At 42.8% G+C, this 24,127-nt stretch carries 21 protein-coding genes; 12 read left to right on the top strand and 9 right to left on the bottom strand.

Annotated features, from left to right (window positions below; genetic code table 11):
- Positions 1-56 precede the first annotated feature (56 nt).
- Genes BVC89_RS05850 through BVC89_RS05870 form a run of 5 tightly spaced genes read right to left on the bottom strand, consistent with a single transcriptional unit; the run spans position 57 to position 4,650 of the window.
- Complete coding sequence (locus BVC89_RS05850) at positions 57-806, bottom strand: SDR family oxidoreductase (RefSeq protein WP_086930286.1); 750 nt, start codon at positions 804-806, stop codon at positions 57-59.
- A 17-nt stretch (positions 807-823) separates the two neighbouring features.
- Positions 824-1,525 carry a histidine phosphatase family protein gene (locus BVC89_RS05855; RefSeq protein ID WP_086930287.1) on the bottom strand — a complete coding sequence of 234 codons (702 nt, stop codon included), beginning with the start codon at positions 1,523-1,525 and terminating at the stop codon, positions 824-826.
- Positions 1,526-2,617 (bottom strand): phosphotransferase family protein, encoded by a 1,092-nt coding sequence (locus BVC89_RS05860; RefSeq protein WP_086930288.1) that lies wholly within the window; start codon positions 2,615-2,617, stop codon positions 1,526-1,528.
- Positions 2,614-3,423, bottom strand: a complete 810-nt coding sequence (locus BVC89_RS05865; protein WP_086930289.1) for an SDR family oxidoreductase — start codon at positions 3,421-3,423, stop codon at positions 2,614-2,616. Before BVC89_RS05865 ends, BVC89_RS05860 begins: the two co-directional genes overlap by 4 nt.
- 3 nt (positions 3,424-3,426) lie before the next feature.
- Positions 3,427-4,650 (bottom strand): acyl-CoA dehydrogenase family protein, encoded by a 1,224-nt coding sequence (locus BVC89_RS05870; protein WP_086930290.1) that lies wholly within the window; start codon positions 4,648-4,650, stop codon positions 3,427-3,429.
- Positions 4,651-5,458: 808 nt separating this feature from the next.
- On the opposite strand from BVC89_RS05870, the gene BVC89_RS05880 reads away from it, so the two are divergent.
- The 10 genes from BVC89_RS05880 (at position 5,459) to BVC89_RS05925 (ending at position 18,059) form a co-directional block, all read left to right on the top strand.
- Positions 5,459-5,911 carry an amidohydrolase family protein gene (locus BVC89_RS05880; protein ID WP_086930292.1) on the top strand — a complete coding sequence of 151 codons (453 nt, stop codon included), beginning with the start codon at positions 5,459-5,461 and terminating at the stop codon, positions 5,909-5,911.
- A gap of 623 nt (positions 5,912-6,534) precedes the next feature.
- Positions 6,535-6,990, top strand: a complete 456-nt coding sequence (rimP, locus tag BVC89_RS05885) for a ribosome maturation factor RimP (RefSeq protein WP_086934532.1) — start codon at positions 6,535-6,537, stop codon at positions 6,988-6,990.
- A 17-nt stretch (positions 6,991-7,007) separates the two neighbouring features.
- Positions 7,008-8,495 (top strand): transcription termination factor NusA, encoded by a 1,488-nt coding sequence (gene nusA, locus BVC89_RS05890; protein ID WP_086930293.1) that lies wholly within the window; start codon positions 7,008-7,010, stop codon positions 8,493-8,495.
- Positions 8,496-8,756: 261 nt separating this feature from the next.
- Entirely contained in the window at positions 8,757-11,720 is a 2,964-nt protein-coding gene (gene infB / locus BVC89_RS05895; RefSeq protein ID WP_086930294.1) for a translation initiation factor IF-2, read from the top strand.
- A 21-nt stretch (positions 11,721-11,741) separates the two neighbouring features.
- Positions 11,742-12,128, top strand: a complete 387-nt coding sequence (gene rbfA, locus BVC89_RS05900) for a 30S ribosome-binding factor RbfA (RefSeq protein ID WP_086930295.1) — start codon at positions 11,742-11,744, stop codon at positions 12,126-12,128.
- Positions 12,129-12,185: 57 nt separating this feature from the next.
- A complete protein-coding gene (gene truB, locus BVC89_RS05905; RefSeq protein WP_086930296.1) occupies positions 12,186-13,124 on the top strand; it encodes a tRNA pseudouridine(55) synthase TruB in 939 nt (312 codons plus the stop codon).
- 335 nt (positions 13,125-13,459) lie between these two features.
- Positions 13,460-13,729, top strand: a complete 270-nt coding sequence (rpsO, locus tag BVC89_RS05910; RefSeq protein WP_086934533.1) for a 30S ribosomal protein S15 — start codon at positions 13,460-13,462, stop codon at positions 13,727-13,729.
- A gap of 353 nt (positions 13,730-14,082) precedes the next feature.
- Positions 14,083-16,224, top strand: a complete 2,142-nt coding sequence (pnp, locus tag BVC89_RS05915) for a polyribonucleotide nucleotidyltransferase (RefSeq protein ID WP_086930297.1) — start codon at positions 14,083-14,085, stop codon at positions 16,222-16,224.
- A 93-nt stretch (positions 16,225-16,317) separates the two neighbouring features.
- Positions 16,318-17,121: a MipA/OmpV family protein gene (locus tag BVC89_RS05920; RefSeq protein WP_086930298.1), complete on the top strand. Its 804-nt coding sequence runs from the start codon at positions 16,318-16,320 to the stop codon at positions 17,119-17,121.
- A complete protein-coding gene (locus tag BVC89_RS05925) occupies positions 17,121-18,059 on the top strand; it encodes an AraC family transcriptional regulator (RefSeq protein ID WP_086930299.1) in 939 nt (312 codons plus the stop codon). Before BVC89_RS05920 ends, BVC89_RS05925 begins: the two co-directional genes overlap by 1 nt.
- Before the next feature lie 41 nt (positions 18,060-18,100).
- On the opposite strand, the gene BVC89_RS05930 is transcribed toward BVC89_RS05925, so the two are convergent.
- The 4 genes from BVC89_RS05930 to ubiE all read right to left on the bottom strand — a co-directional run bounded on the left by BVC89_RS05930 (position 18,101) and on the right by ubiE (position 21,557).
- On the bottom strand, positions 18,101-18,373 hold the full coding sequence (locus tag BVC89_RS05930; protein WP_086930300.1) for a glutaredoxin family protein: 273 nt from the start codon (positions 18,371-18,373) through the stop codon (positions 18,101-18,103).
- A gap of 169 nt (positions 18,374-18,542) precedes the next feature.
- Entirely contained in the window at positions 18,543-20,153 is a 1,611-nt protein-coding gene (ubiB, locus tag BVC89_RS05935) for a ubiquinone biosynthesis regulatory protein kinase UbiB (RefSeq protein ID WP_086930301.1), read from the bottom strand.
- Positions 20,154-20,165: 12 nt separating this feature from the next.
- A complete protein-coding gene (locus BVC89_RS05940; protein ID WP_086930302.1) occupies positions 20,166-20,795 on the bottom strand; it encodes a ubiquinone biosynthesis accessory factor UbiJ in 630 nt (209 codons plus the stop codon).
- 12 nt (positions 20,796-20,807) lie between these two features.
- Positions 20,808-21,557, bottom strand: coding sequence for a bifunctional demethylmenaquinone methyltransferase/2-methoxy-6-polyprenyl-1,4-benzoquinol methylase UbiE (ubiE, locus tag BVC89_RS05945; RefSeq protein WP_086930303.1), 750 nt, complete (start codon positions 21,555-21,557; stop codon positions 20,808-20,810).
- 818 nt (positions 21,558-22,375) lie between these two features.
- Here ubiE and BVC89_RS05950 point away from each other — a divergent pair.
- On the top strand, positions 22,376-23,344 hold the full coding sequence (locus BVC89_RS05950; protein WP_216825097.1) for a cytochrome-c peroxidase: 969 nt from the start codon (positions 22,376-22,378) through the stop codon (positions 23,342-23,344).
- Entirely contained in the window at positions 23,341-24,120 is a 780-nt protein-coding gene (locus tag BVC89_RS05955; protein ID WP_086930304.1) for a DAHL domain-containing protein, read from the top strand. Before BVC89_RS05950 ends, BVC89_RS05955 begins: the two co-directional genes overlap by 4 nt.
- Positions 24,121-24,127: the final 7 nt, after the last annotated feature.

A 24,127-nucleotide genomic window follows, 5' to 3' on the forward strand; every position in this document is an offset into this window, starting at 1 on the left:
ATTAACGAGAAAATATAACAATGATGCTAAGGGCCGTTAGGCCCTTGCTAAACATTTTAAGCCAAGACTTTGAGCCAAGAAAGAGGCGCTATACTAAGCACATAACGTATTGGTAGCCATGGCCAAGCGGGGACATAGCTATTTGCACCTTCTTTTTCGATAGCTTTTACTATGGCTTTGCAGCCTGTTTCTGTGTCCACCATAAATGGGACTTTTTTGACTTTTTCGTTAAGCTCACTGCGAATAAAACCAGGGTGAACAGTGGATACTTTTATAGGTGTTGCTAATACATCGATTCGCATACCCTCACTCATAGATGTCAATGCTGCCTTGGTGGCGGCATAAACATTAAGTGCCCTGCGTGCACCTCGAATTGCGCTGACAGAAGATATAGTAACCAAGTGACCTGCGTTTTGTTCGCGAAAAATTTCCATTGCAGCTTCACATTGAGCCAATGCAGATACAAAGTTTGTCACAGCTGTCTGTTTGTTGGCATAAAAATACCCTGTCCCTATGGAAGCGCCTTTGCCCATGCCTGCATTGACAATTATTCGATCCAGTGTTTTAAAATCTTCTTTAAATGCTTTAAATACTTCGAATACTTGGTCTGAGTTATCAACATCTAAGGAGCGTATTTCCACTTTTATGTTGGGGTTGATATCGAGTAATTCCTTTTTTAATTCCTCTAATCTTTCGAAACGCCGAGCACATAATGCGAGGTTGCGCCCCATTTTGGCGAATTCTATCGCCATACCCTTACCTAGACCTGAGCTTGCGCCTGTAATTAAGATGTTTTGTCTACTCATAATGGTCGTCTTTATTATTATTTATAACTTATTAATGATTGGTGCTGGCCTTCAAAATGTGTATGTTCATTTAGTGAGGCAACAAATAGCCGACTGCCTGTTGTTACTAATTTTGTTACACCGCAGTTTAATAATGTCCAGTTTAGTTTCATAAAATGTTCAGGCGCCACGCCAAGCAGGTATTGGCTGATAACGGAAATAGCTCCTCCGGAAGTGAATACTGCTATTTTCTCGGCATTGGGATTTTTTTCTATAGTCTTTGCAAGCGCCTGCTTAATACGTTTTTGATAGACGGGCCAAGCTTCAGAGTATTCCCCATCGTACTCTCCGCTCATCCAGCGACTAATGGCATCATTGAATAGTTTTTCAAATGCATGCTTGGTATCTGCCTGCTGGCTAACATAAGCTTGAATGCCGCTTACAGTAGCGAACTCGGGGTTTAATTGTGCGAGAATATTTTGATGATCGTATTCATTCCATCCTGAATTGCAATCCCATTCACCATCAGGCGTGTCTTGACCCATTGCCTCTAAACATTCGGCTGCTGTTTGTCTATGGCGAAACATACTGCCCAAGCATACCCGGTCGAAATGCCCCAAACGTTGTTGTAAGGATTCACCAAGGCGCCTTGACTGCTGCTTGCCAAGAGGTGAAAGCTGATCATAATTTTGTTGGCCAAAAGACGCTTGGCCATGACGAATTAAATAGATACTGGTCATCTAGGCTACTCGTTTAATTGCTTTACGACAGCGCCACAAAAGATAATGGACAAAAAACCACATATTTTTGAACGCGGGATTACGGGTCTGCTTATGATGGTAGCGGTAATAAATTTGTTGAGCAATTCCAGCCAAGCGAAATAACCCATAAACCTCGTAAAAAGTAAAATTATCAACATTAAACCCAGTTTTTTCCAAATAATACTGGATCACTTCTTGTCGGGTTAACATACCTTTGAGGTGTGTTGGTTGGCGACGTGTCGATTGTGCTAGAAAATCGTCGTCAGCTTCCACCCAGTAGGCTAGGCTATTACCAAGATCCATCAAAGGGTCACCTAAAGTTGCTAACTCCCAGTCTAATACACCAATGATTTTTGTCGGATCATTTTCATCAAGCACTAAGTTGTCAAAGCGAAAGTCATTATGGGTGATACAAATGTTTTCTTTGTCCGGCATATTGTGCGCTAACCAATTGCTGACAAACTTGCCGCTGGGTACATTCCATGTTTTGGCTTTTTGATAACGTGCTGTCCAGCCTTCTATTTGACGTTGAGTATAACCTGCACCTTTGCCCAGGTGAGAAAGCCCGGCACTTTGGTAGTCCACTTTGTGTAAGTTGATTAAACTATCGATAGCGTTTAAACATAATTTTCGAACCTGGGCTTCATCAAGCGCAGTACTTCGAGGCATGTTTTTTCGGGGAATTAGGCCTGTGAGCTTTTCCATAACATAGAACTCAGCGCCGATGATACTTTCATCATCACTATGGGCCAGCATTTCAGGTACATAATGGTACACCGGTTTCAGGGCTGCCTGCAGACGATACTCACGTCCCATATCGTGTGCACCCTTGGCCTTGGTGCCCTTTGGCGCGCGGCGCAAAATCAGCTCGGCCTTAGGATAGCTTAGACAGTAGGTCCAGTTGGAAGCTCCCCCAGAATATTGTGTCACCTCTGGCAGGCCACTGAGGTTAGGAATTTTATCCTTTAGGCTTTCTTGTAACCAAGGGACGAGTTTAGATAAATCCAGTTCTTCTCCAGGCCTTACATCACTCGCTTTATCAATGGCACCGTGGTTTGTCTGTTGACTCATTTAATATTTCCAAAATTCTTGGTTTTCTCTTTCATCATCTTTAGATAACGATTGAGGGGCAGCCAATTTTTCAAGCGAAAGGCCATGCGTCCTTCTTTATGCGTGACTATCATAAAGTTTTTAGCAGCGACGCCGCGATAAATAAGGTCGGCCACTTGATCTGCGTTGATTCCCGGTCGGTTTAGAAGCCGTCCTAAAGATTTATCTAGACCTGGTTGGGTGCTTCGTAAGGACTCTCCGAGGTTAGTTGCGAAGAAGGATGGACAAGCCACGCACACATGAATATTGTCACGAGCAAGTTCTAAGTGCATGGTTTCAGAAAAACTAATGGTAGCAGCTTTACTGGCGTTATAGCTTCCCATAAGTGGAGCGGGGGTTAAGCCTGCTTGAGAAGCAATGTTAAGAATAGTTCCTTGACTGCGTGCCTGCATAAGTGGGACTAAGGTTCGGCAAATGCGGATAGCGCCAAAGAGATTGATGTTGAACACCCATTGCCACTGCTCTATATCTTCATAACCCAAACCGCCGCCAGTGGCGACGCCGGCGTTGTTTACCAGTATATCTATTTGACCATCCCAATGGGCTTTCAGTGCCTCGGCTAAATCATCTATATCTTTTTGATTCGTAATATCGCAAGACTGATAAAAAGCCTCAGCACCTTTTTGTTTGGCCTGGTCAACGACTTCTTGTCCTCGTTCAAAATTAATATCCGCCACGCAAATCTTTACGTCCGGGCCGGCATAGCGCAAAGCTAAAGCTTTACCCAAACCAGAAGCGGCACCGGTAATAACAACGTTTTGACTCATGTCTTATCTCCTATATTTTGCTAACTCCAAACGGCTTACCATTTTCTTATGTACTTCATCGGGCCCATCAGCCAAACGCAGAGCCCTGGCTCCAGAAGCAAAACGAGCCAGTGGTGTATCCTGACACATACCGGCGCCACCGTGAATTTGTATGGCCATATCAACTACTTTTTGCAGCATATTCGGCACAGCAACTTTGATGGCAGAAATTTCGGTCATGGCGTGTTTGACGCCGACATTGTCGATTTTCCACGCCGCGTGCAAGGTGAGTAGTCGCGCCTGCTCAATAGCGATACGGGCATCGGCCATGCGCTCTGAGTTACCGCCTAATTTAAATAATGGTTGGCCAAATGCTTCTCGGTCTAGGGATCTTTGCATGGCAAGTTCTAAAGCTTTTTCGGCCATGCCTATGGCTCGCATGCAGTGGTGAATGCGTCCTGGGCCGAGCCTGCCTTGAGCGATTAGAAAGCCTTGGCCCAAGCCGACTAATAGATTTTCTTTGGGAACTCTAACATTGGTAAAATGCATTTCGCCGTGACCCACAGGAGCGTCGTAGTCGCCATAGGCACTGAGCATTCGAACAATTTTGATTCCTGGAGTATCCAGCGGTACTAGTACCATACTGTGTTGGCTATGCTTGTCATTCTCAGGGTTGGATAAGCCCATAAAAATGGCCAACTTGGCATTAGGGTGCCCTAAGCCTGTTGTCCACCATTTCTTGCCGTTTAACACCAAATTATCGCCGTCAACTTCTATAGAGGCCTGCATATTGGTAGCGTCTGACGAGGCGACGTCAGGTTCGGTCATGCCGAACACAGAGCGAATCTCTCCACTGAGCAGAGGTTGCAGCCAGCGTTCTTTTTGTTGTTCATTACCAAAATGGTAAAGCACTTCCATATTGCCTGTATCTGGGGCATTGCAATTAAAAATTTCTGAGGCAAACAGATAGCGTCCCATTTCTTCAGCTAAAGGCGCATATTCAACACAACTCAAACCTTGTGCTAGTTCTGCATCTGGGAGAAACAGGTTCCAAAGTCCGGCATCTTTGGCTTTCTGTTTAAGGGGCTCGATTAGAGGGTGAAGTTTCCATGTGCGCCAATCCCCGGTGGGATTGAGCTCTTCTGTTTCGTTGTATATTTTTTGTTCTACAGGTTTTATATGTTCATCTATAAACGCTTTCAAGCGACCTAGATAATCTTGCGTTTTTTCGCTATGGGTAAACTGCATGTTAAGACTCCTGCGGTCTGTTTTTTCCGAACTCTCTGGCAAAACATGTGAGTGTTGAAATAACTTTTGCCTGTGCTCATTTTATATATTTATTTTTTTCGTCAGACTCTAAGCGCAATGGTTACCTTACTCCTGGCTACTCAGTATGGCGATCTTGGCAACTTATTTTTATTTCCAGAATAACGATACTGACATTATCACAGCCCCTCAAGTCTGAACATTAAGAGCTAACAAGGGAAGCTAGCACATATTGCAGCTTTTGTTGATGGAATAAAGGAGCACAAAGTTTGTCTTTTAACGACAGATGGTTTGTTTTGTCTTGTTCTCTACGGTTTTATTGTGATTTCTTGGTGCGAAATTCAGCGTTTGTATAACGCTCAACTATGGTTTCTAAGTGCACAGGCACAAACATAAAAATAGAATCTTTATAGCCACCTTCTCCACCTTCTATTAACCGCATCCGCGACGTTGGAGAATTTTATGAGAAGAATTTTAATCTTGTTGTAGCCGTCATAGGGAGCTGCATAATTTGCGTTAATACGATAAGACCCTGGTGCTATTTCCATGTCATTTATAAATCTATTTTGCTTAATTAATGAACCAGCTTTTGTTCGTTAAGTATACTGTAGAGTCTATTATGAAAGCGTATTTTGCTGCGGCGCTTGCGGCCGTATTCTTGCCTTTTTCTTTGAATCTTTCGGCGTATTTTGTTCATGATGCCCAAATCTAGTCCAACTACCAAAGTCCAGAACTTGCTTATGATGACTATGCCTATGATTTTCCTTGGATTTTTGATGAGGATTATGTCGTGATAGATACTCACGCTCATATCCTTCTGCCTGGTAATGAGCGTGGTTTGAATCCAAATGTAGCAGCTTCTCCATGTGAATTTCGGCGACAAATGCGTGCAGCAGGTGTTGGGAAAGCGGGAATTATGGCGGGTTATTGTTTCCATGAAATGATCTTATTTGCTGTGATGAGGCAGGGGCCTTTTTACAACAACAATGTTTACTTTGACTTATCTGCAACGGCTGAACTTTATGTGGATTCTCCTCGGCAAGATGAATTGGTGTGGACAATGCAACATATAGGTATGGATCAATTCTTGTTCGCCTCTGATTTCCCTATTTTTAACCTTGCTGAAACCCGTTCTGTTATAGATAGATATCATTTCACTTACAAGGAACGAAGGAAACTATTGCGTGACAATGCTATAGCTATATTTGACTTGTCGTTAGCGCCTTTGAGTATCACTTGCTAACATCAAGTGCTAGCTAGGTAAGTAGGCTTTACGGCACTTTACCCCGTGAAGTCTTATTCTTTGCCGACCCTCTTAGGTTTCCTGTTAAGAAGGTTCTTTTTACCTCGCTAACTATTGAAGCCTGTCTTAATATCCTGCTATAATCCGCGCCCTTCGTGGAGCGGGCTCCCTCAAAAGTGACAGGCCTATTTTACGCACAAGCTTGTTCTGATAGTAGCGTTCTCGAAAGCCTATAACAGCGCATCGTATATACATATACTCGATATGAAAGTGAATATTTGAAGTATTTCTATACGTATGGATGCATTGGCAGAGAGTTCTCACTGCCTGTTCAAGTTATGATAGCCATGATGGAGGTATCGGTTTGCTGAAAAGCGGCCTTCTCTGTTAGGGGTTCTTTCTATATCAAACTTCATCAAATGTGTTATTTGGTATATCATATTTGGTAACTTAAGAATGCTGTGTTGTATTTTGTGTATTCTCGCGGTGAAGGCCCCGGTTTTTGGGGCTTTTTAGCATCTATAAGGTGAGGATTTTGCAAATTAAGAAGCCAATAATGTAAATGTTATTGGATGGTAGATGGGCTTTGTGCCCATTTTTTGTTTCTGCTAGTTGAGATAAGAATGGCTGGAATACAGGCTAAACTTGAAAAAATTGTAGAATCGGCGATAACCGCTCTAGGCTGCGAGCTTTGGGGGCTGGATTATTTTGTACAGGGAAAGAAAACACTGCTTAGGATCTATATTGATAAGCCTGGCGGTGTAGTGATAGAGGACTGTGAAGCCGTAAGTCGGCAAATAAGTAGTGTTTTAGACGTAGAAGATCCTATTGCTGCTGAGTATACCTTGGAAGTTTCGTCCCCTGGGATGGATAGGCGCTTGTATAAATTAACGCAATATGATGAGTTCATTGGTCAAAAGCTGACAGTTAAGTTGAGAATGGGATTCGAGGGGCGGAAGAATTTTACAGGTATTCTCAAAGGAATTGAGGAGGACGAGGTCGTGTTAGAAGTTGATAACGAAGAGTACCTCCTCCCATATGAATTGATAGATAAGGCGAACGTTGTTCCCACGTATTAGGAATTTAGAGGCAACCGATGAAAAAAGAAATATTGCTGGTCGCAGATGCTGTATCCAACGAAAAAGGCGTAGACCAGGAAGTGATTTTTCAAGCTATCGAATTGGCGTTAGCAACGGCGACAAAAAAGCGCTATGACGAGGATTCAGATATTCAAGTGACCATCGATAGGAAGTCTGGCGACTATGTTACCGTGCGACGCTGGACAGTTGTAGACGATGACACTCTTGCAGAACTGGGAACACAATTAACAACAGAAGAAGCTGCCGAAGTAAACAGCAGCTTAAAAGTTGGCGATGTCCACGAAGAAGTGGTAGAGAATGTTGAGTTTGGTCGTATTGCTGCCCAGACGGCAAAACAAGTTATTGTACAAAAAGTTCGCGAAGCGGAACGTGCTCAAATTGTAGAGCAGTATCAAGGACAGGTTGGCCAACTTATTTCTGGAACTGTTAAAAAAGTTACACGCGATAATATTATCGTTGATCTGGGCAATAACGCAGAGGGCTTATTGCCAAGAGAAGAGTTGGTGGGGCGCGAAGTATTCCGTATGAATGATCGTGTACGCTCACTATTAATGGCTGTGCGTCCTGAAATTCGTGGCCCGCAACTGTTTTTAAGTCGCGCCAGTGCCCAGATGCTCACTGAGCTATTTAAGATTGAAGTGCCAGAGATTGCGGAAGAAGTTATCACTCTGCGCGGGGCCGCGCGAGACCCAGGTTCACGCGCCAAGATAGCTGTTTCCACTAATGATGGACGTATGGATCCCGTAGGTGCCTGTGTTGGCATGCGAGGTTCTCGTGTGCAAGCTGTGTCCAATGAGTTGGGCAATGAGCGAATTGATATTGTGTTATGGGACGATAATCCAGCTCAATACGTTATTAATGCAATGGCTCCGGCTGAAATTGAATCTATTGTTGTCGATGAAGAAACGGGTGCAATGGATCTGGCTGTAAGCGCAGACAACCTAGCACAGGCGATTGGTCGCGGTGGTCAGAATGTGCGTCTTGCATCTGAGCTCACCGGTTGGCAAATCAACGTGATGAATGTTGAAGATTGGAATAAAAAGCAGGAAGCTGAAGCTGGCAGTTCTATTGATATCTTTATCGAGCATTTAGATGTTGATGAAGATGTGGCGGAAATCCTGGTTGAAGAAGGTTTCACCACTTTGGAAGAGGTGGCGTATGTGCCAATGGAAGAATTCCTCAATATAGAAGGTTTCGACGAGGATATTGCCACTGAACTACGTGATCGTGCAAAAGATGCGCTACTTACTCAAGCGCTTGCGTCAGAAGAGAAAACGGGCGACTCCGTACCGCAAGAAGATTTGCTTACCATGGAGGGAATGGATGAAAACCTCGCGAATATATTGGCATCTAGAGGTGTGGTATCAATGGAAGATCTGGCTGAGCAGTCAGTTGATGAGTTGATGGATATCGAAGGTATGGACGAAGATAGAGCGGGCGCATTGATATTGAAAGCCCGTGAACCTTGGTTTGCTGACGAGTAAATAAAAAATTAAATGTGACCGTTTAGGCGTCACTTGGTGGATCTGATCTTGCTGTTACGCCTGTAGGCTAATAGTTGTGATAAAAGGATGTGTCAGCACAAGTTAAAGGCTTGTGTGGCTACTTATTAATGTTCGCTAAATCAACAAACTAAGCGAGCATTGAATAGGTTTAGCTGTTGTATAGCGTTCAGGAGAACTATTTGGGTCTTCAGGTTAAGTTAATAGTAAACAGATATATTTGTATTGGGAATCTAGATTAATATGGCAGATGTAACAGTTAGTGAACTCGCCACCTCGGTTGGCGCTTCAGTCGATCGCATACTGACGCAGATGAAGCAGGCTGGTTTGTCTCATCAAAATGCTGGCGATATTGTTTCTGATGAAGAGAAACAAAAGTTATTGTCGTTCCTGAAATCTAGTCATGGGGCCAGCGCTGACACTCCCAAAAAGATCACGCTTAAGCGCAAGACTACACAAACCCTAAAAACTGGAAGTGGCAGCTCGCGCAAAACAGTTAACGTTGAAGTGCGTAAGAAGCGTACCTACGTTAAACGCGACCCTGTCGAGCCTGTAGAGGCAGATCTAGCTCTAGAAACCGAAGTTGCAAAGAATGCAGAACTGGCGAAAAGCACAGTTGTTGAAGTGCCTAAGACTAAGGATGAGCCTGTTAAAGAAGCTACCACTGATGAGGCGCCTAAAAAAGAGGTGCAGGCTACTGAAACAGTAGAAAAAGAAGCAGCGCTGGAAGAAGTGTTAGCTTCACCAAAAGTTGAGGCTGAAGCGAAGGCCGAACCTGAGCCAGTAGAGGCTAAAGCTGAACCAGAAATTAAGGCAGAGCCAGAACCTAAAAAAGCGCCTGAGCCTAAGCAAGAAGAGCCTGCAGAAAATAAGGCTGCACCGGCAAAAGCTAAAGCTGACAAAGCCAGCAAGCCTAAAAAAGCTAAAAAAGCTGAGAAAGATACTGCGCCACCCAAGCCTGTGGCTTCCTCTCTTGTAGATGATGCCGAACTTTTGCGTCAGAAAGCGATTCTTGCTCGTAAGGCTGAAGAAAAGAAGGCAGCAGAAGAAAAACTAGCTGCGCAGGAAAAACGCAAAAACGAAGAGCAGCGTAAAGCGAGCGAGTCTGAAAAAGCTAAAAATCCGAAGGCTAATGCAAACGCCAAACCTGAGCCTAAAGCCGCTGATGTAAAAGCGGAAGATGAACGTAAGCATTCTAAGAAGGGCAAGGAAAAGCACGGCGCAGCATTCGATGATACTGAAGAAGACAAGTCTAAGCACAATAAGAAAGCAGGCAAAGCGGTTAAGAAGGTGGCAGGCCCGAAGAAAGTGGCTTCGCCATTGGACTATGTGGAAGACAAGTCAGAAATTGATGAAGTTATTCATGCGCCTAAGCCGAAAAAGATTTCTGGAGCTACTAGAAAGCAAATAAAAATCGCCAACAAGCATGGCTTTAAAAGACCAACTGAGAAAATAGTGCATACTGTTGAAATTCCAGAAGAGATTACTGTCGCCGAACTAGCCTCTCGTATGAGTGTTAAAGGCGGTGAGGTTGTTAAGCATTTGATGAAGATGGGCACCATGGCCACGATGAATCAAATGATCGATCAAGATACGGCTCAGCTAGTTGTTGAAGAGATGGGGCATAAATTTACTCTGACCACGGCTGATGCAGTTGAAGTTAAGTTGAAGGAAAGCGTTGAGCTAAGTGATGCTGAGACTATACATCGTGCACCTGTTGTGACCGTCATGGGCCACGTTGACCACGGTAAGACATCACTACTTGACTATATTCGTGAAGCCAAGGTTGCCGCTGGAGAAGCAGGTGGAATTACACAACATATCGGTGCTTACCGAGTGCAGACCGGTCATGGAGAACTTACTTTCTTAGATACTCCTGGGCACGCCGCATTTACCGCAATGAGAGCACGTGGAGCTCAATGTACTGATGTGGTTATTTTGGTGGTAGCTGCCGATGATGGTGTTATGCCCCAGACTGAAGAAGCGGTGCAGCATGCTCGTGCTGCTGGCGTACCTTTAGTAGTTGCTATCAATAAGATTGATAAAGAAGGTGCCGATCCCGATCGTGTTAAAAACGAATTGTCGGCCAAAGATGTCATCCCTGAAGACTGGGGCGGTGATACGCAATTTATCGCCGTATCTGCCCACACTGGGGAAGGCATTGAAGAGTTGTTAGAGGCTGTGGCTCTACAAGCAGAGTTGCTTGAACTGGATGCCCCTATCGGCGTACCTGCTAGCGGTGTTGTTATCGAATCACGCATGGAAAAAGGTCGTGGTGTGGTTGCTACCGTGCTTGTCCAGAAGGGCCATTTGAAAGGTGGCGATATTATGCTGGCGGGGCAAAGCTTTGGTCGTGTGCGTGTCATGACTAATGAGCTGGGCCAAAAAGTCAATGATGCTGGACCTTCCGTGCCTATCGAGTTGCTTGGTCTGGATACGCCACCTAATGCGGGAGATGAATTCGTTGTTGTTCCCGATGAGAGAAAAGCGCGAGAAGTGGTTGGTTTCCGTGCAGAGAAAGAGCGTGCAGAACGATTGGCTCGCCAGCAAGCGTCCAAACTGGAAAATATGTTTGCTGGTATTGGTGAGAATGAAACAAAAATTCTTCCTGTTGTACTGAAGGCTGATGTGCGTGGCTCCTTGGAGGCTATTCAAGCAGCCTTGATAGATCTCGGTAATGAAGAAGTTCAAGTTAATGTTATTGGTGGTGGTGTTGGCGGTATTACCGAGAACGATATCAATCTAGCATTAACGTCCGGTGCAATTGTTCTAGGCTTTAATGTACGTGCTGATGCTTCGGCTCGTAAGATAGCTGAAACTGAGTCTATCGAAATTCGTTACTACAGTATTATTTATCAATTGATTGATGAAGTGAAAAGCGCACTTGGCGGTATGCTTGATCCTGAGCGTGTGGAAGAAATTGTCGGTATTGCAGAAGTTCGCGATGTTTTCCGCTCTCCCAAATTTGGCCAAGTGGCCGGATGCATGGTGGTTGAAGGAAGTGTTTTCCGCAATAAGCCGATCCGTGTCTTACGCGATAATGTGGTAATTTTTGAAGGCGAATTAGAGTCGCTCAGACGCTTTAAGGATGATGTCAATGAAGTAAGAAACGGCATGGAGTGTGGTATCGGCGTTAAGAACTATGATGTTAAGGTCGGCGACCAGATTGAAGTCTTTGATGTAAAAGAACTCGCTCGAGAGCTTTGAGCCTAGACTTGGTTAATTGAAATGCCTAGAGAATTTAAACGTTCAGACCGTGTGGCTGATGCTATCCAGCGCAGCCTCGCGCAGATTATACAAATGGAAGTTCGTGATCCGCGCTTGGGCATGGTCAATGTTAATGCAGTATCCGTCACCAAAGATCTATCGATTGCTAAGGTTTACGTTACTTTTGTTGGCAACGATAGTCCGGCAGAAGATAAAGATAAGGTTGAGGTCTTAAATAAGGCTGCTAATTTTATTCGCACGCTTATGTCTAAAGATTTAAATATTCGCACAACTCCTCGCTTGACTTTCGTCTATGATAAGTCTGTAGTTCAGGGCCAAGAGTTAAGTGACCTCATCGCACGTGCAGTGTCATCAGACAAAAGCCATCAGGGCGACGACAAGGAATAGGGCTGTCATTAGTAGAGCCGGGAATAGATAGAGTCGAGAATAGGTCGAGAATAGTAAGTGGCAAGAAAACGTAAATTTGGCCGTCCTATTGATGGTGTTATTCTAATAAATAAAGCAACTGGCATGACATCCAATGATGTTGTGCAGAAAGTAAAGCGGTTGTTTTTTGCTTCTAAAGCTGGTCATACAGGTGCGCTTGATCCTTTGGCTACCGGCGTTTTGCCCATATGCCTTGGTGAGGCGACCAAGTTCTCTCAGTATCTTTTAGATGCCGATAAAGTATATGAAAGTACCTTTTGCTTTGGTGTCGCTACTGATACTTGTGATTCCGATGGCCAGGTCATTGAGCAGGTTGATGCGAGTGCTTTAACACAAGCACAAGTAGAAGCGGCACTTGTACAGTTTCGCGGTAACATTGAGCAAGTTCCTCCTATGTACTCGGCTTTGAAGAAAGACGGCCAGCCTCTGTATAAGCTGGCAAGAGCCGGAATAGAGGTGGAACGAGAGGCGCGCAAGGTTACTATTCATGCATTCGATATCTTGGATTTTTCCGCAGGCGCTATAGCGCAAGCTAAAGTCAGAATAGAATGTACAAAAGGTACCTATGTGCGCAGCCTCTGTGATGATCTCGGTAGGCTTTTGGGCTTTGGTGCGCATGTTTCGTCGCTGAAGAGAGTTGCTACCGGTGACTTTTTGCTAGAAAACGCATACAGCCTTGCAGAACTTACTGAAGAGCGTGGTGAGGAAAAGGCAGAAGTGCTTGATCATCATCTACTTGCTACTGATGCGCCTGTTTGGCGCTTGCCCAAAATTACTTTAGATGACGACAGTGGTTATTATTTTGGTCGCGGGCAAGCAGTTATGGATAAAGAGGTCTATCACATTGGAGAAGAAGGTGATACAGTGCGCGTTTTTCGCGCAGCCGGAGATTTTCTCGGGCTCGGAGAAATTACTGACGATGGGAGAGTGACTCCCAGGCGTCTAGTTGTACGATAAGCATTTTAAGACCATATCCCTTAATTGCTTAGGCGTATAGGTAAACTTTGAGTAATTCATTTATGAATTACTCTTGGTGCGAGAAATAAAAGTATAATTTTTTATTTCTTTAGTGTAATCAATGGCTTAGCGCCATCGGTTACAGTGGCACAAAGATGTGCCGTAAGGATCTATAAGTTAGCTGTTTTATCTTAATTAAAAGATTCTTTAGGTTTTTAACCTAGCTAATGACCTATCTGTAAATATGCACGGGTAGGCCGAAACTCACAGTGGGCAAAAGTGGTTAACACGTGTTTTTGCCGTTACGCATATTCATTGATACTGAGGATAATATTATGGCACTAAGTGCTGAAGAGAAAAAAGCTATTGTTAGCGAACACCAAGTTAAAGAAGGTGATACTGGGTCTCCAGAAGTGCAAGTTGCTCTTTTGACTGCCAACATCAACAAGTTGCAAGGCCATTTTGCCGATAACAAGCAAGATCACCACTCTCGTCGTGGTTTGATTCGCATGGTGAATCAGCGTCGTAAATTGCTAGACTATCTTAAAGCTAAAGATGTTAACCGTTACGCCGCGCTAATCCAAAAGTTGGGATTACGTCGCTAATACTGAATGCCCGCCTAAAGCGGGCATTTTTTATTGTGCTCATATCGTCAATATTCTTGTAATTCTATATTAAGCTTCATAATAGATAGCTTCGTATATTAAAGAAATTTGTGACAAAACGTTGAGGATTGAAGAATTAAGGATAATAAGGATAAATAGAAGAAAAATCTGAATGATCTCAACTCATAGGATTAACAAAAAGAATAAGAAACTAAGAAGAATACCTTAAGAATAAGATACTAAATTAGCTTATACGTGAATTACTAAGTTGGTATGTATTCTAGTTTTTGTATTTATAAATTGTAGACAAATGCTCTGTGCAATGGGGCACGAGCGAATAAAAGGATAAAAAAGTGAATCCAGTAATAAAACAATTCCAATATGGTAACCAGACCGTTACCTTCGAAACTGGCAGAATTGCTAGACAGGCCACAGGAGCTGTATTAACAACCGTCGGTCAGACTAGCGTATTGACAACAGTAGTCGGTGCCAAAGAGGCAGCACCAGGGCAAGATTTCTTTCCATTGTCAGTTCACTATCAAGAAAAAGCCTATGCGATAGGTAAAATTCCAGGTGGTTTTTTCAAACGTGAAGCTCGTCCTTCCGAGAAAGAAACATTAACCTCGCGTCTAATTGACCGCCCAATTCGTCCATTATTTCCTGCGGGCTTCTTAAATGAAGTACAAGTGGTCTGTACTGTTGTTTCTGCAGAAAAAGACGTTGATCCAGATATCGCCGCGATGTTGGGTACATCAGCAGCTCTTGCTATTTCAGGCATTCCTTTCAATGGCCCGATTGGTGCAGCGCGTGTGGGTTATTCTGAAGCCGATGGTTACCTTCTTAACCCAACTTATAGTGGTCTTGAAGCCTCTGAATTAGACATGGTGGTAGCTGGTACTAAAGATGCTGTTTTGATGGTGGAATCTGAAGCTAACGAATTGCCAGAAGACATTATGCTAGGCGCAGTACTTTATGCTCACCAAGAAATGCAAAGTGCTATCCACGCAGTCAACGAGCTTGTCAAAGATGCTGGTAAGCCACGTTGGGAGTGGACTGCTGCGGCAGAAAACGAAAGCTTAACTGCTGTTGTTAAAGAAAAATACGCTGCGCCAATTGGCGATGCCTACCTCATTACTGATAAAGCTGATCGCTATGCTCGTCTCAATGAACTGCGCACACAAGCAGTAGAAGAGCTTGTGAATGATGATTCTGATCACAATGGTGATGATGTTAAAAAGATATTTGGTAAAATTGAGAAGCAAATAGTACGTAGCCGTGTAGTCGCTGGCGAGCCTCGTATCGATGGTCGTGATACCAAAACTGTGCGTCCATTACATATCGAAATTGGTGTTCTACCTCGCGTACACGGTTCTGCACTATTTACTCGTGGTGAGACCCAAGCTATGGTGGTTTCCACCTTGGGTTCTGCACGCGATGCACAGGTAATCGATGCCTTAGAAGGTGAGCGCAAAGATAACTTTATGTTGCACTACAACTTCCCTCCATACTCGGTAGGTGAATGTGGACGTATGGGAGCAACCGGACGCCGTGAAATTGGTCATGGTCGTTTAGCTCGCCGTGGTGTTGCTGCAATGCTGCCAAAAGAAGAAGACTTCCCTTACACCATGCGTGTGGTCAGTGAAATTACTGAGTCTAATGGTTCGAGCTCGATGGCTTCCGTGTGTGGCGCAAGCTTGGCATTGATGGATGCTGGCGTACCCATCAAAGCACCGGTTGCGGGTATTGCTATGGGCTTGGTTAAAGAAGACGATGGCTTTGCTGTACTAACCGATATTCTTGGTGATGAAGACCACCTTGGCGATATGGACTTTAAAGTTGCTGGAACGTCTGATGGTATTACAGCCTTGCAAATGGATATCAAAATTGAAGGTATCACCGAGGAAATTATGGAGACAGCGCTTGAGCAAGCTTTAAATGCGCGTTTGCATATTCTGAGTGAAATGAACAAAGTTATTGCCAGCCCTCGTAAGGAGCTAAGCGATAGTGCACCTCAGTTCCATACGATGAAAGTTCACCCAGACAAGATTCGCGATATTATTGGTAAAGGTGGTGCGACTATTCGTTCTATCACTGAAGAAACGGGAGCCTCAATTGACATCGACGACGATGGCACTGTTAAGATCTACGCCGATAACGGTGAAGGTCTCAATCAGGCTATATATAAAGTTAATGAAATCACTGCTGAGGCCGAAATTGGTAAAGTTTATAAAGGTAAAGTAGTACGTATTGTCGATTTTGGTGCATTCGTTAATTTCCTACCGGGTAAAGACGGCTTAGTGCATATCTCACAAATTGCACACGAACGTGTACAAAAAGTAGAAGATCACTTGGAAGTTGGTCAAGAAATCGATGTAAAATGTATGGACATTGATCAGCGTGGTCGTATCAAGCTTTCGATTAAGGAGCTACTGGAAAAACCAGTCGAAGAAGCACAAGAGCAAGCTGCAGAATCTTCGGACGAATCTGAACAATAAAGTTTTTGCAGTTGTACGGTTGTATTAAGCTTAAAAAGCTCGCTTTACGCGGGCTTTTTTTGTGATTGGGTTGAGGATCTATAAACGGGAAAAATGAAGATATTCTGGTTAGTTATTGTTCTGTTATATATGGAATGCATTAATAAGGCTAGTGCTCAAGCACTTCCTAAATGGGAAGCAGGTCTTGGCTTAGGTGGTCAAGTTCTGCGTGACTATCGTGGTTCCAAGGAAGGGCAAGTAAACGCTTTCCCTTTTCCATTTGTGATTTATCGCGGCGATTTTATAAAAGCTGATCGAGGTGGTGTGCGAGGAGAATTCCTGACCAATGATCGCATAGAATTTACTGTAAGCGGTGAGGCTGCGCTTAATGGGCAATCTGAAGATAATGAACTGAGAGAAGGAATGCCTGAGCTGGAATCAGCATTTGAGTTAGGGCCTTCGCTGAATATAAATCTTACTGGAGAGGACTTCACACGGGGGTGGCAACTGCGTTTGCCTTTACGCGCTGTCACTACTGTTGGACGCACCGGCGTTCACTATGAAGGATATAATTTTAATCCGCGCTTTACTTACAATCAGCCGAAGTTATTTAATCGTTGGTTAGCGTCTTTTAATGTGGGCGTGTTATATGGATCTAACCGCTATCACGATTATTACTACACTGTAAGAGAAGAGTTTGTTACGCCTACTCGTCCCCGTTATGAAGCGGATGCGGGCTTTAGTGGATATTATTTTAAAGCAGGCTTAAGTGCGCGCAAACAAGACTTTTGGTATGGTTTGAGTTTACGATACGATAATCTAAGCGGTACAACATTTGAGGATAGCCCCTTGGTTGAAACTAACGACTATTTCTCTTTTAGCTTTGCTGTTGCCTGGATTGGCTGGAAAGCCAACTGATGGACGCTTTAGCCGATATTTTAAAATCCATTCACCTCACTGCTTCTACAGATTTTTGTTCGGAGTTTTGGGGGCCTTGGGGTATGGATATCGGTACCAGCAACACAGGTGTTTTTCATGCTGTGTTAGATGGACATTGTTATCTTAATGGGCCAGTTCTAGATGACATGATAATCTTAGAAGCCGGCGATATTGTTGCTTTCCCTACTGGTGGTGCTCATTGGATTTCGGATCAACCAGAAACTAAGCGCCTCGCTGGTGGCCAAGTAGTGCAGGCGATTGCAAAAGGTAATAACCCATTTAACGCAAAAGGTTGTAAGGAAAAGAGTGGAATTAATAAAGACAGTAACGTCAATTTGCTCTGTGGCTCTTTTTCCTATGACTCAAAGTTTAAACATCCATTTTTAGTGGATTTACCTTGTTTTATTTTAGTCAAAGCCAAAGATCATCAAGACTTATCATGGCATTCTTCTTTAGTGCAAAAAATATCAGAAGAAACACGCTCGAATTTAGCGGGTGCCGATTTAGTGGTAAATAATCTATGTGAGACCCTATTTGTTTATTTGCTGCGTCAATATATCACACAGTCAAATAGTGACTTGAGCTATATGCGTGCGCTAAACGATCCACAAATAGGCAAGGCGCTAAACCTTATTCACAACGAAGTTGAAGCGAAGTGGAGTGTTGAAATACTTGCTGATCATATCGGCCTTTCGCGCGCAGCCTTCAGTGAGAAATTCACGCACCTTGTTAAGCTATCACCCAAGCAATATTTAACTCAGTGGCGCATGCAAAAAGCCAAAGTCATGTTGAATGAAACCAATGAAGCCATGATAGATATTGCCCAAGCTGCGGGCTACGCTTCGGAAGCTTCATTTAGTAAAGCATTTAAAGCTTTTTTTGGTGACTCACCCGGTCGAGTGCGCAAGAGCAATTAAGTAAATAATCACTACTTGCAAAAACACTCTACATCCCATCATTAAGCCGCTTGCATTTTTTTGGCGATTGCTGCGATTCTATCGACAATATCTTGCGACTCGTATAGCCACTCTACCTTTCCATTTTCGTGTTCGATGGTAATAGCGGGAACTTGCTGCTTACCTCCCTCCTTAACAAGCTTCTTCAAAGCGCTGCGGTCAGAGGAAATATTTCTCTCATTTACTGTGATATCGTTTTTTAGTAAAAAACGTTTCACATACACACAAAATGGGCATTCGCGTCGATAATAAAATGTAATATGGTCAAGTTTCATTGTCGTTTTCTCCTTAAGGGCTCCAGCTGTAATGTCTCGAGGCCCTTGCTGTAACTGTTAAAAATCAATAACAGTATTATCTATAACAGGGAAACGCCTTACCATGTGCGAATGTTATGGAAACTTGTCATTTTGTAAGATCTGTCGTTTGTTAAGTCTGTATCAAAAGTTAAATAAGCAAAGCCATAAAAGCGATAGCCAGCAAGATTAAGCTTTCTACTTCTAAGCTTTGCAGCGTTGGCCATGATAAGTACGTGGCGCTGCTAATGGCGAGTAAAGCAATGAGCAAGCGAGCTTTTCGCTTACTGCGTTGTGACCTCGCCAAGCTTTCACTAGCTTCTATAAGTAGAGGTGCATTTTCTGCTAGGGATTTGACTTCCTGCACGGTATTAAACATTAGATGCGGCATTTCTGGGAGCTTTTCCATCCATTCTGGTGCTTGATAGCGGAATTCCTTCCATAGGGTTTTGGGATGAAAGCGTTGTTTTATCCAGCGCTCTAGAAATGGATGTGCGGTATCCCACAGGTTAAGTTCTGGATAAAGTTGACGGCCCAAGCCTTCGATATTGAGTAATGTTTTCTGTAGCAATACCAGTTGTGGCTGCACCGGCATATTGTAGCGGCCTGCGATTTTAAATATGGTAATAAGCGCTTCGCCGAAAGATATTTCCTTTAATGGTTTTTCGAAAATTGGTTCGCACACCGCACGTATGGCAGATTCAAAACCGCTCACTGATGTGCCTTTAGGCACCCAGCCACTCATAACATGTAAGGTAGCTACTTGCCGATAATCCCGACGAAACATTGCCAGTAAATTACGGGCAAGGTAATACTGGTCTTCCTTGGTGAGGGAGCCGACAATTGCCATATCCACTGCGATATAACTTGGATTTTCCGGACTATTGTAGGACACGAAGACATTGCCCGGGTGCATATCAGCATGAAAGAAGTTATGCTCAAAAACCTGGGTAAAAAATATTTCTACTCCTTTTTCAGCCAATACTTTTAAATTGGTTTTTTGGGCAACAAGCTCTTCCACATTCGTTACTGGAATGCCATAAATACGTTCCATTACCATAACGTTAGAATTACTGTATTCCCAGTATACTTGGGGAATATAGAGGTCGCTTGAGCTTTCGAAATTGCGTCGCAATTGCGTCGCGTTTGAAGCTTCTAGTGATAAATTGAGTTCATCAAAAATAGTGTTACGGTAATCGTCCACCACTTCCACAGGCCGTAGCCGTTTTCCATCAGGGTTAATTCTTTCTACGGTTTGGGCAAAAAATGTAAGTAGATGAATATCCTGCGCAATTGTTTGTTCGATATTGGGGCGCACGACTTTTACAACAACATCATCACCGTTTTTTAGTTTTGCCGCATGTACCTGTGCAACCGAAGCTGAAGCCAAAGGAGAGTGTTCAAATGATGCAAAAATATTGTCTACGCTAGCACCAAGGGCGTTTTCAACAATGTTTTTAAATTCCCTGTTATCAAAAGGGGCGACATTATCTTGCAGGTGATCCAGTTCTTGAACAATATCTGCCGCGATTAAATCTGGCCTGGTAGACAGTAACTGGCCGAATTTAACAAAGATAGGGCCTAATTCTTCCAGTGCGTAACGTAAGCGCTGACCTCTGTTTTGCTGGGGCGTTGGATATAGTTTAAATGGTAAGAGTAGCAAAACAAATTTTTTGGGGATGTTGCTATTTTCCAATAGCAGATCCAGACGATAGCGGCCGATAGTGTGGATGATTTTGAGAAAGCGAAGTAGAGTAGACACGTATATTCTATGTTAAGGGGCGTTAGTTGATAGCTGATTCTTTAAGCGTTGTACGCGAGCTTCAAGGCGCTGGACGGCGGACTTTATCATATCGACATCCTGATTGTATTTGTTTATCTCGGCCTTGGCTGGAATCAACCTTAGTTCTTCTGTTAAATATTCTGGTAGCACGCGCTTTACTTCTTGTTGCTGGCGCCTAGCCCAGTTAAACGACGCACGGATACTTTGTGCTAAGGCATGGCCTGGTAATATGCCTATGATTTCCGTCAGTGGCTGTTCCCAGTCGATTTCTAGGTCGCTCAAAATCTCTTTCAGTTGGTTAAGTACATTAATCTTTCCCGATACTGTGATATTTGATTCGGCGAAGCTATGGGTTGACTGGCCTAGCATACTTATAAAATCTGAAGTATTACCCGAAATTTTCACGTCTGTCGCTTCGTCACTGTGAGCATTAACAATCACTTGAGTATCTTCTAAGAAAAAGAACAGCTGAATATCAGGTGATTGACACTCAATGCATATACTGCGTCCTGAGAGCGCTTGAAGTTGCAAGCGCGTTGCCGGATCGTACTTAAGAGCAAGGTTTATACTCTTTTCGATAATCGCAGCAACGGCAGTGCTTATTTCCGGTGTGTTTAGCATAGCAAGTATTGCCTAAGGCTTGATTCCTTTGTGAATGGCGACAATGCCGCCGGTCATATTATAGTATTTACACTGGCTAAAACCGGCATCTGACATCATGTCCTTTAAGGTTTCTTGGTTAGGATGCATACGAATGCTTTCAGCTAGGTAACGGTAGCTATCGGAATCGTTGGTGACTATCTTGCCAATGGCTGGCAATAGCGAGAAAGAGTATGCGTCGTAGGCTTTTTCAAGTAAGGGGTTGGCTGGCTTTGAAAACTCTAATACCAGAAGTCTCCCTCCTGGCTTTAACACCCGTAACATGGAGCGCAAGGCCATATCTTTATCGGTCACATTACGCAAACCAAATGCTATGGTAATACAGTCGAAGCTGTTGTCGGGAAATGGCAGGTACTGAGCGTCTGCTTGAGTATAAAAGACATTGCCTGCAATCCCTTTATCTGTCAGCTTATCACGCCCTACATTGAGCATAGAGTCGTTAATATCGGCCAGTACAACATGGCCTTTAGTACCAACAAGAGCGGAAAATTTGGCACTTAAGTCTCCAGTTCCGCCTGCGATATCAAGTACCTTATCGCCACTTCTAACACCGGACAATTCAATTGTGAAGCGTTTCCAAACTCGGTGTATGCCAGCAGACATAAGGTCATTCATAATATCGTATTTTGCTGCTACAGAATGAAACACGCCGGCAACGCGACTAGCTTTATCCGCAACATTGACCTGCTCATAACCGAAATGCGTTGTTTTGTTTTCAGACATGGAAACCCCCATACAAGAACTTGCTACTATTGTAACGTTTAATGGCGTCTGATTCTAATGGGATATTGGTGTTAAAAGGCACTAGGCACTGTTGGCACTTACTTACACTTATGGCAGCCCTTATCACTTGCTCTTACTGCTTTCGCCTGCATAGTGATAGGCCGAATTTACGGTCGGCTTATTGGTGTCTTCTTGCCCGCTCGAGGGCCCTTGTTTTTACACCGTCTTTAAAGGCTTTGTTATATGTTGTTGAGTGTTGTTTCTATTCTATTGCTCCAATATCTTATTTAAGGTTTAAGGCCTCATCTAAATACCCAAAAAATCCGTTTATTGAATCCGACATTTTCGATTCTTCTAAACGCTAATGCTTCTATCTAAGCCGTTCACTTTTTTACGTAATCTAATAACTTTTGCTATAGATTAAACTGCGCTGATACATATGCAGGGATGGGTGACAAATTTACAGGGATTTGAAAAAACTTATGACCATTTTTCCCCTTGAGTCCACTTAGATATTAGTTCGAATTAAATGAGTATTTTTAGTTTAAAAAAATACCTATTTAACAGATTGTAGTAAAATATTGTTTTCTGGAGCACATACCAGAACTCAAAAAATTTAAAAGTATATGTCGCATTTTTGTTCAATGTTTTTTTATACCTTAATTTTTATTGAGTGCACTGATAGCATTTAGATATTCGATAAATTTTTATCAGTAGAGGAAAGTCATATTAAATAATTTCATTTGCTAAATAAAAGTCAAATGAATTGCCAGTAATGTGATTTAAATTCTAATCATAACTAGTAGAGTTGTATATTCGTGTCACTTAAACAATTTATTTTTTTGCCTAGAACTGTTGTTGCAATTTTTTTACTAACTTGTATGGATGGGGTATACGCATATGAACCTATTGAAGTGATTCCCCAGAAAGTTGAATATGATGATAAAAAAGCTGAGTTAGGAGAACTACTCTTTCACGATAAAAGACTTTCTGCTGATGATTCAGTTTCTTGTGCGACCTGCCATATGTTAAATCAAGGTGGTGCCGATGCCAAAAAGGTTTCATTTGGTGTCGGTGGAAAAGCGGGAGATCGTAATTCCCCAACGGTATACAACAGTGTTTTTAATTTTCGTCAATTTTGGGATGGCCGTGCTATGGATTTAGCTGAGCAAGCTGCAGGACCTCTTACTAATCCTGTAGAAATGGCAATGAAGTCTGTAGATGATGTGGTAACGAAATTAAATAAAATTCCGCAGTATAAAAAACAATTCTCTTCTGTTTATGGTAAGACAGGGATTAGTGAGTATTCGGTTTTGGATGCCATTGCAGAATATGAAAAAACATTGATCAGCCCAAATTCACCTTTTGACAAATTTTTGCAAGGTGATAGTGAAGCGATTAGTGAGAAAGCCAAAGAAGGCTACAGTTTATTTAAAAGTTATGGCTGTACAAGTTGTCATCAAGGGAAAAACGTTGGTGGAAATATGTTCCAACGTTTTGGCGTCTTGAAGGATGGTGGCTTACGTAACACAGAAGATATTGACCTTGGCCGCTATAAAATTACCAAAAAAGAATGGGATAAACGTGTTTTTAAGGTGCCTAGCCTTCGCTTTGTAACTTTGACCGCACCTTATTTTCACGATGGGTCAGTGGCAACCCTTGAAGGAGCTATAGATGTTATGGCTGAGTTTCAACTTGGTCGTACTCTCCCGGAAGATGAACGATCAGCGATAATCGCTTTTTTAGAAACGCTTGTTGGTGACTTACATAAGAGCAAAAAATTATGAAAAATAGTATATTAATGATGGTTGTAGTAGTAGTTTTCGGAGCAGCTATTGTTTTTCGCTCTACCAGCGAAGATCAAGTAGATGAGCATGGTTATCAATATATTGTCGATGTAATTGAGCAGTTATCTTTGAAAGATAAAGAAATTAATACATTGATTATCAAGTCTAGGTTTGGTCTAGATCAAAACTATGATGAACTGGCAAATATTTCTGCTCAAATTAGACGACAAGCTAAATCCTTAGAACAAGTAATGAGAGAAAAAGAACTTTTCTCTTTAGGAATAGGTATTCAGAATTACTGGAGTACTTATGAAAGTTATTTGGTTGAAAAGCTAGATACAATTGAATCGTTTAAAGGGAATAATTCTATCTTACGTAATTCTGTTAATTACGCACCTATAGCTGGAGAAAATGTTATCAAGGCCGTTAAGGGGCTTGAAGTTGAAGAGACTATCAGTAGTATAAATAGAACTTTGTACAAATATATCATCTCTGGTGATCGCGGATATCTGGCAGACCTGAAACTGTATGTATTGGATCTACCTGGAGTTATTAGCTCTATCGAAGATAGACGTTCAAAAATTATACTTAACGAGTATTTTAATCACTTAAAAGTTGTTGTTGAAAAGCAAGAAGATACAGATAACTATATGATGAGAGCGATTAATAATCGCAACCTTATCACCTTAGATAGGATTAGAAATGTTTTAGACAATCACTATCGACGTCACTCCTATGGAGAAGAGGATTCATCTCAGCTACTTTCGCGCTTTTAAAACACCA

Origin of the sequence: Agarilytica rhodophyticola, from assembly GCF_002157225.2 — a bacterium.
In the GTDB taxonomy this organism is placed as follows: domain Bacteria; phylum Pseudomonadota; class Gammaproteobacteria; order Pseudomonadales; family Cellvibrionaceae; genus Agarilytica; species Agarilytica rhodophyticola.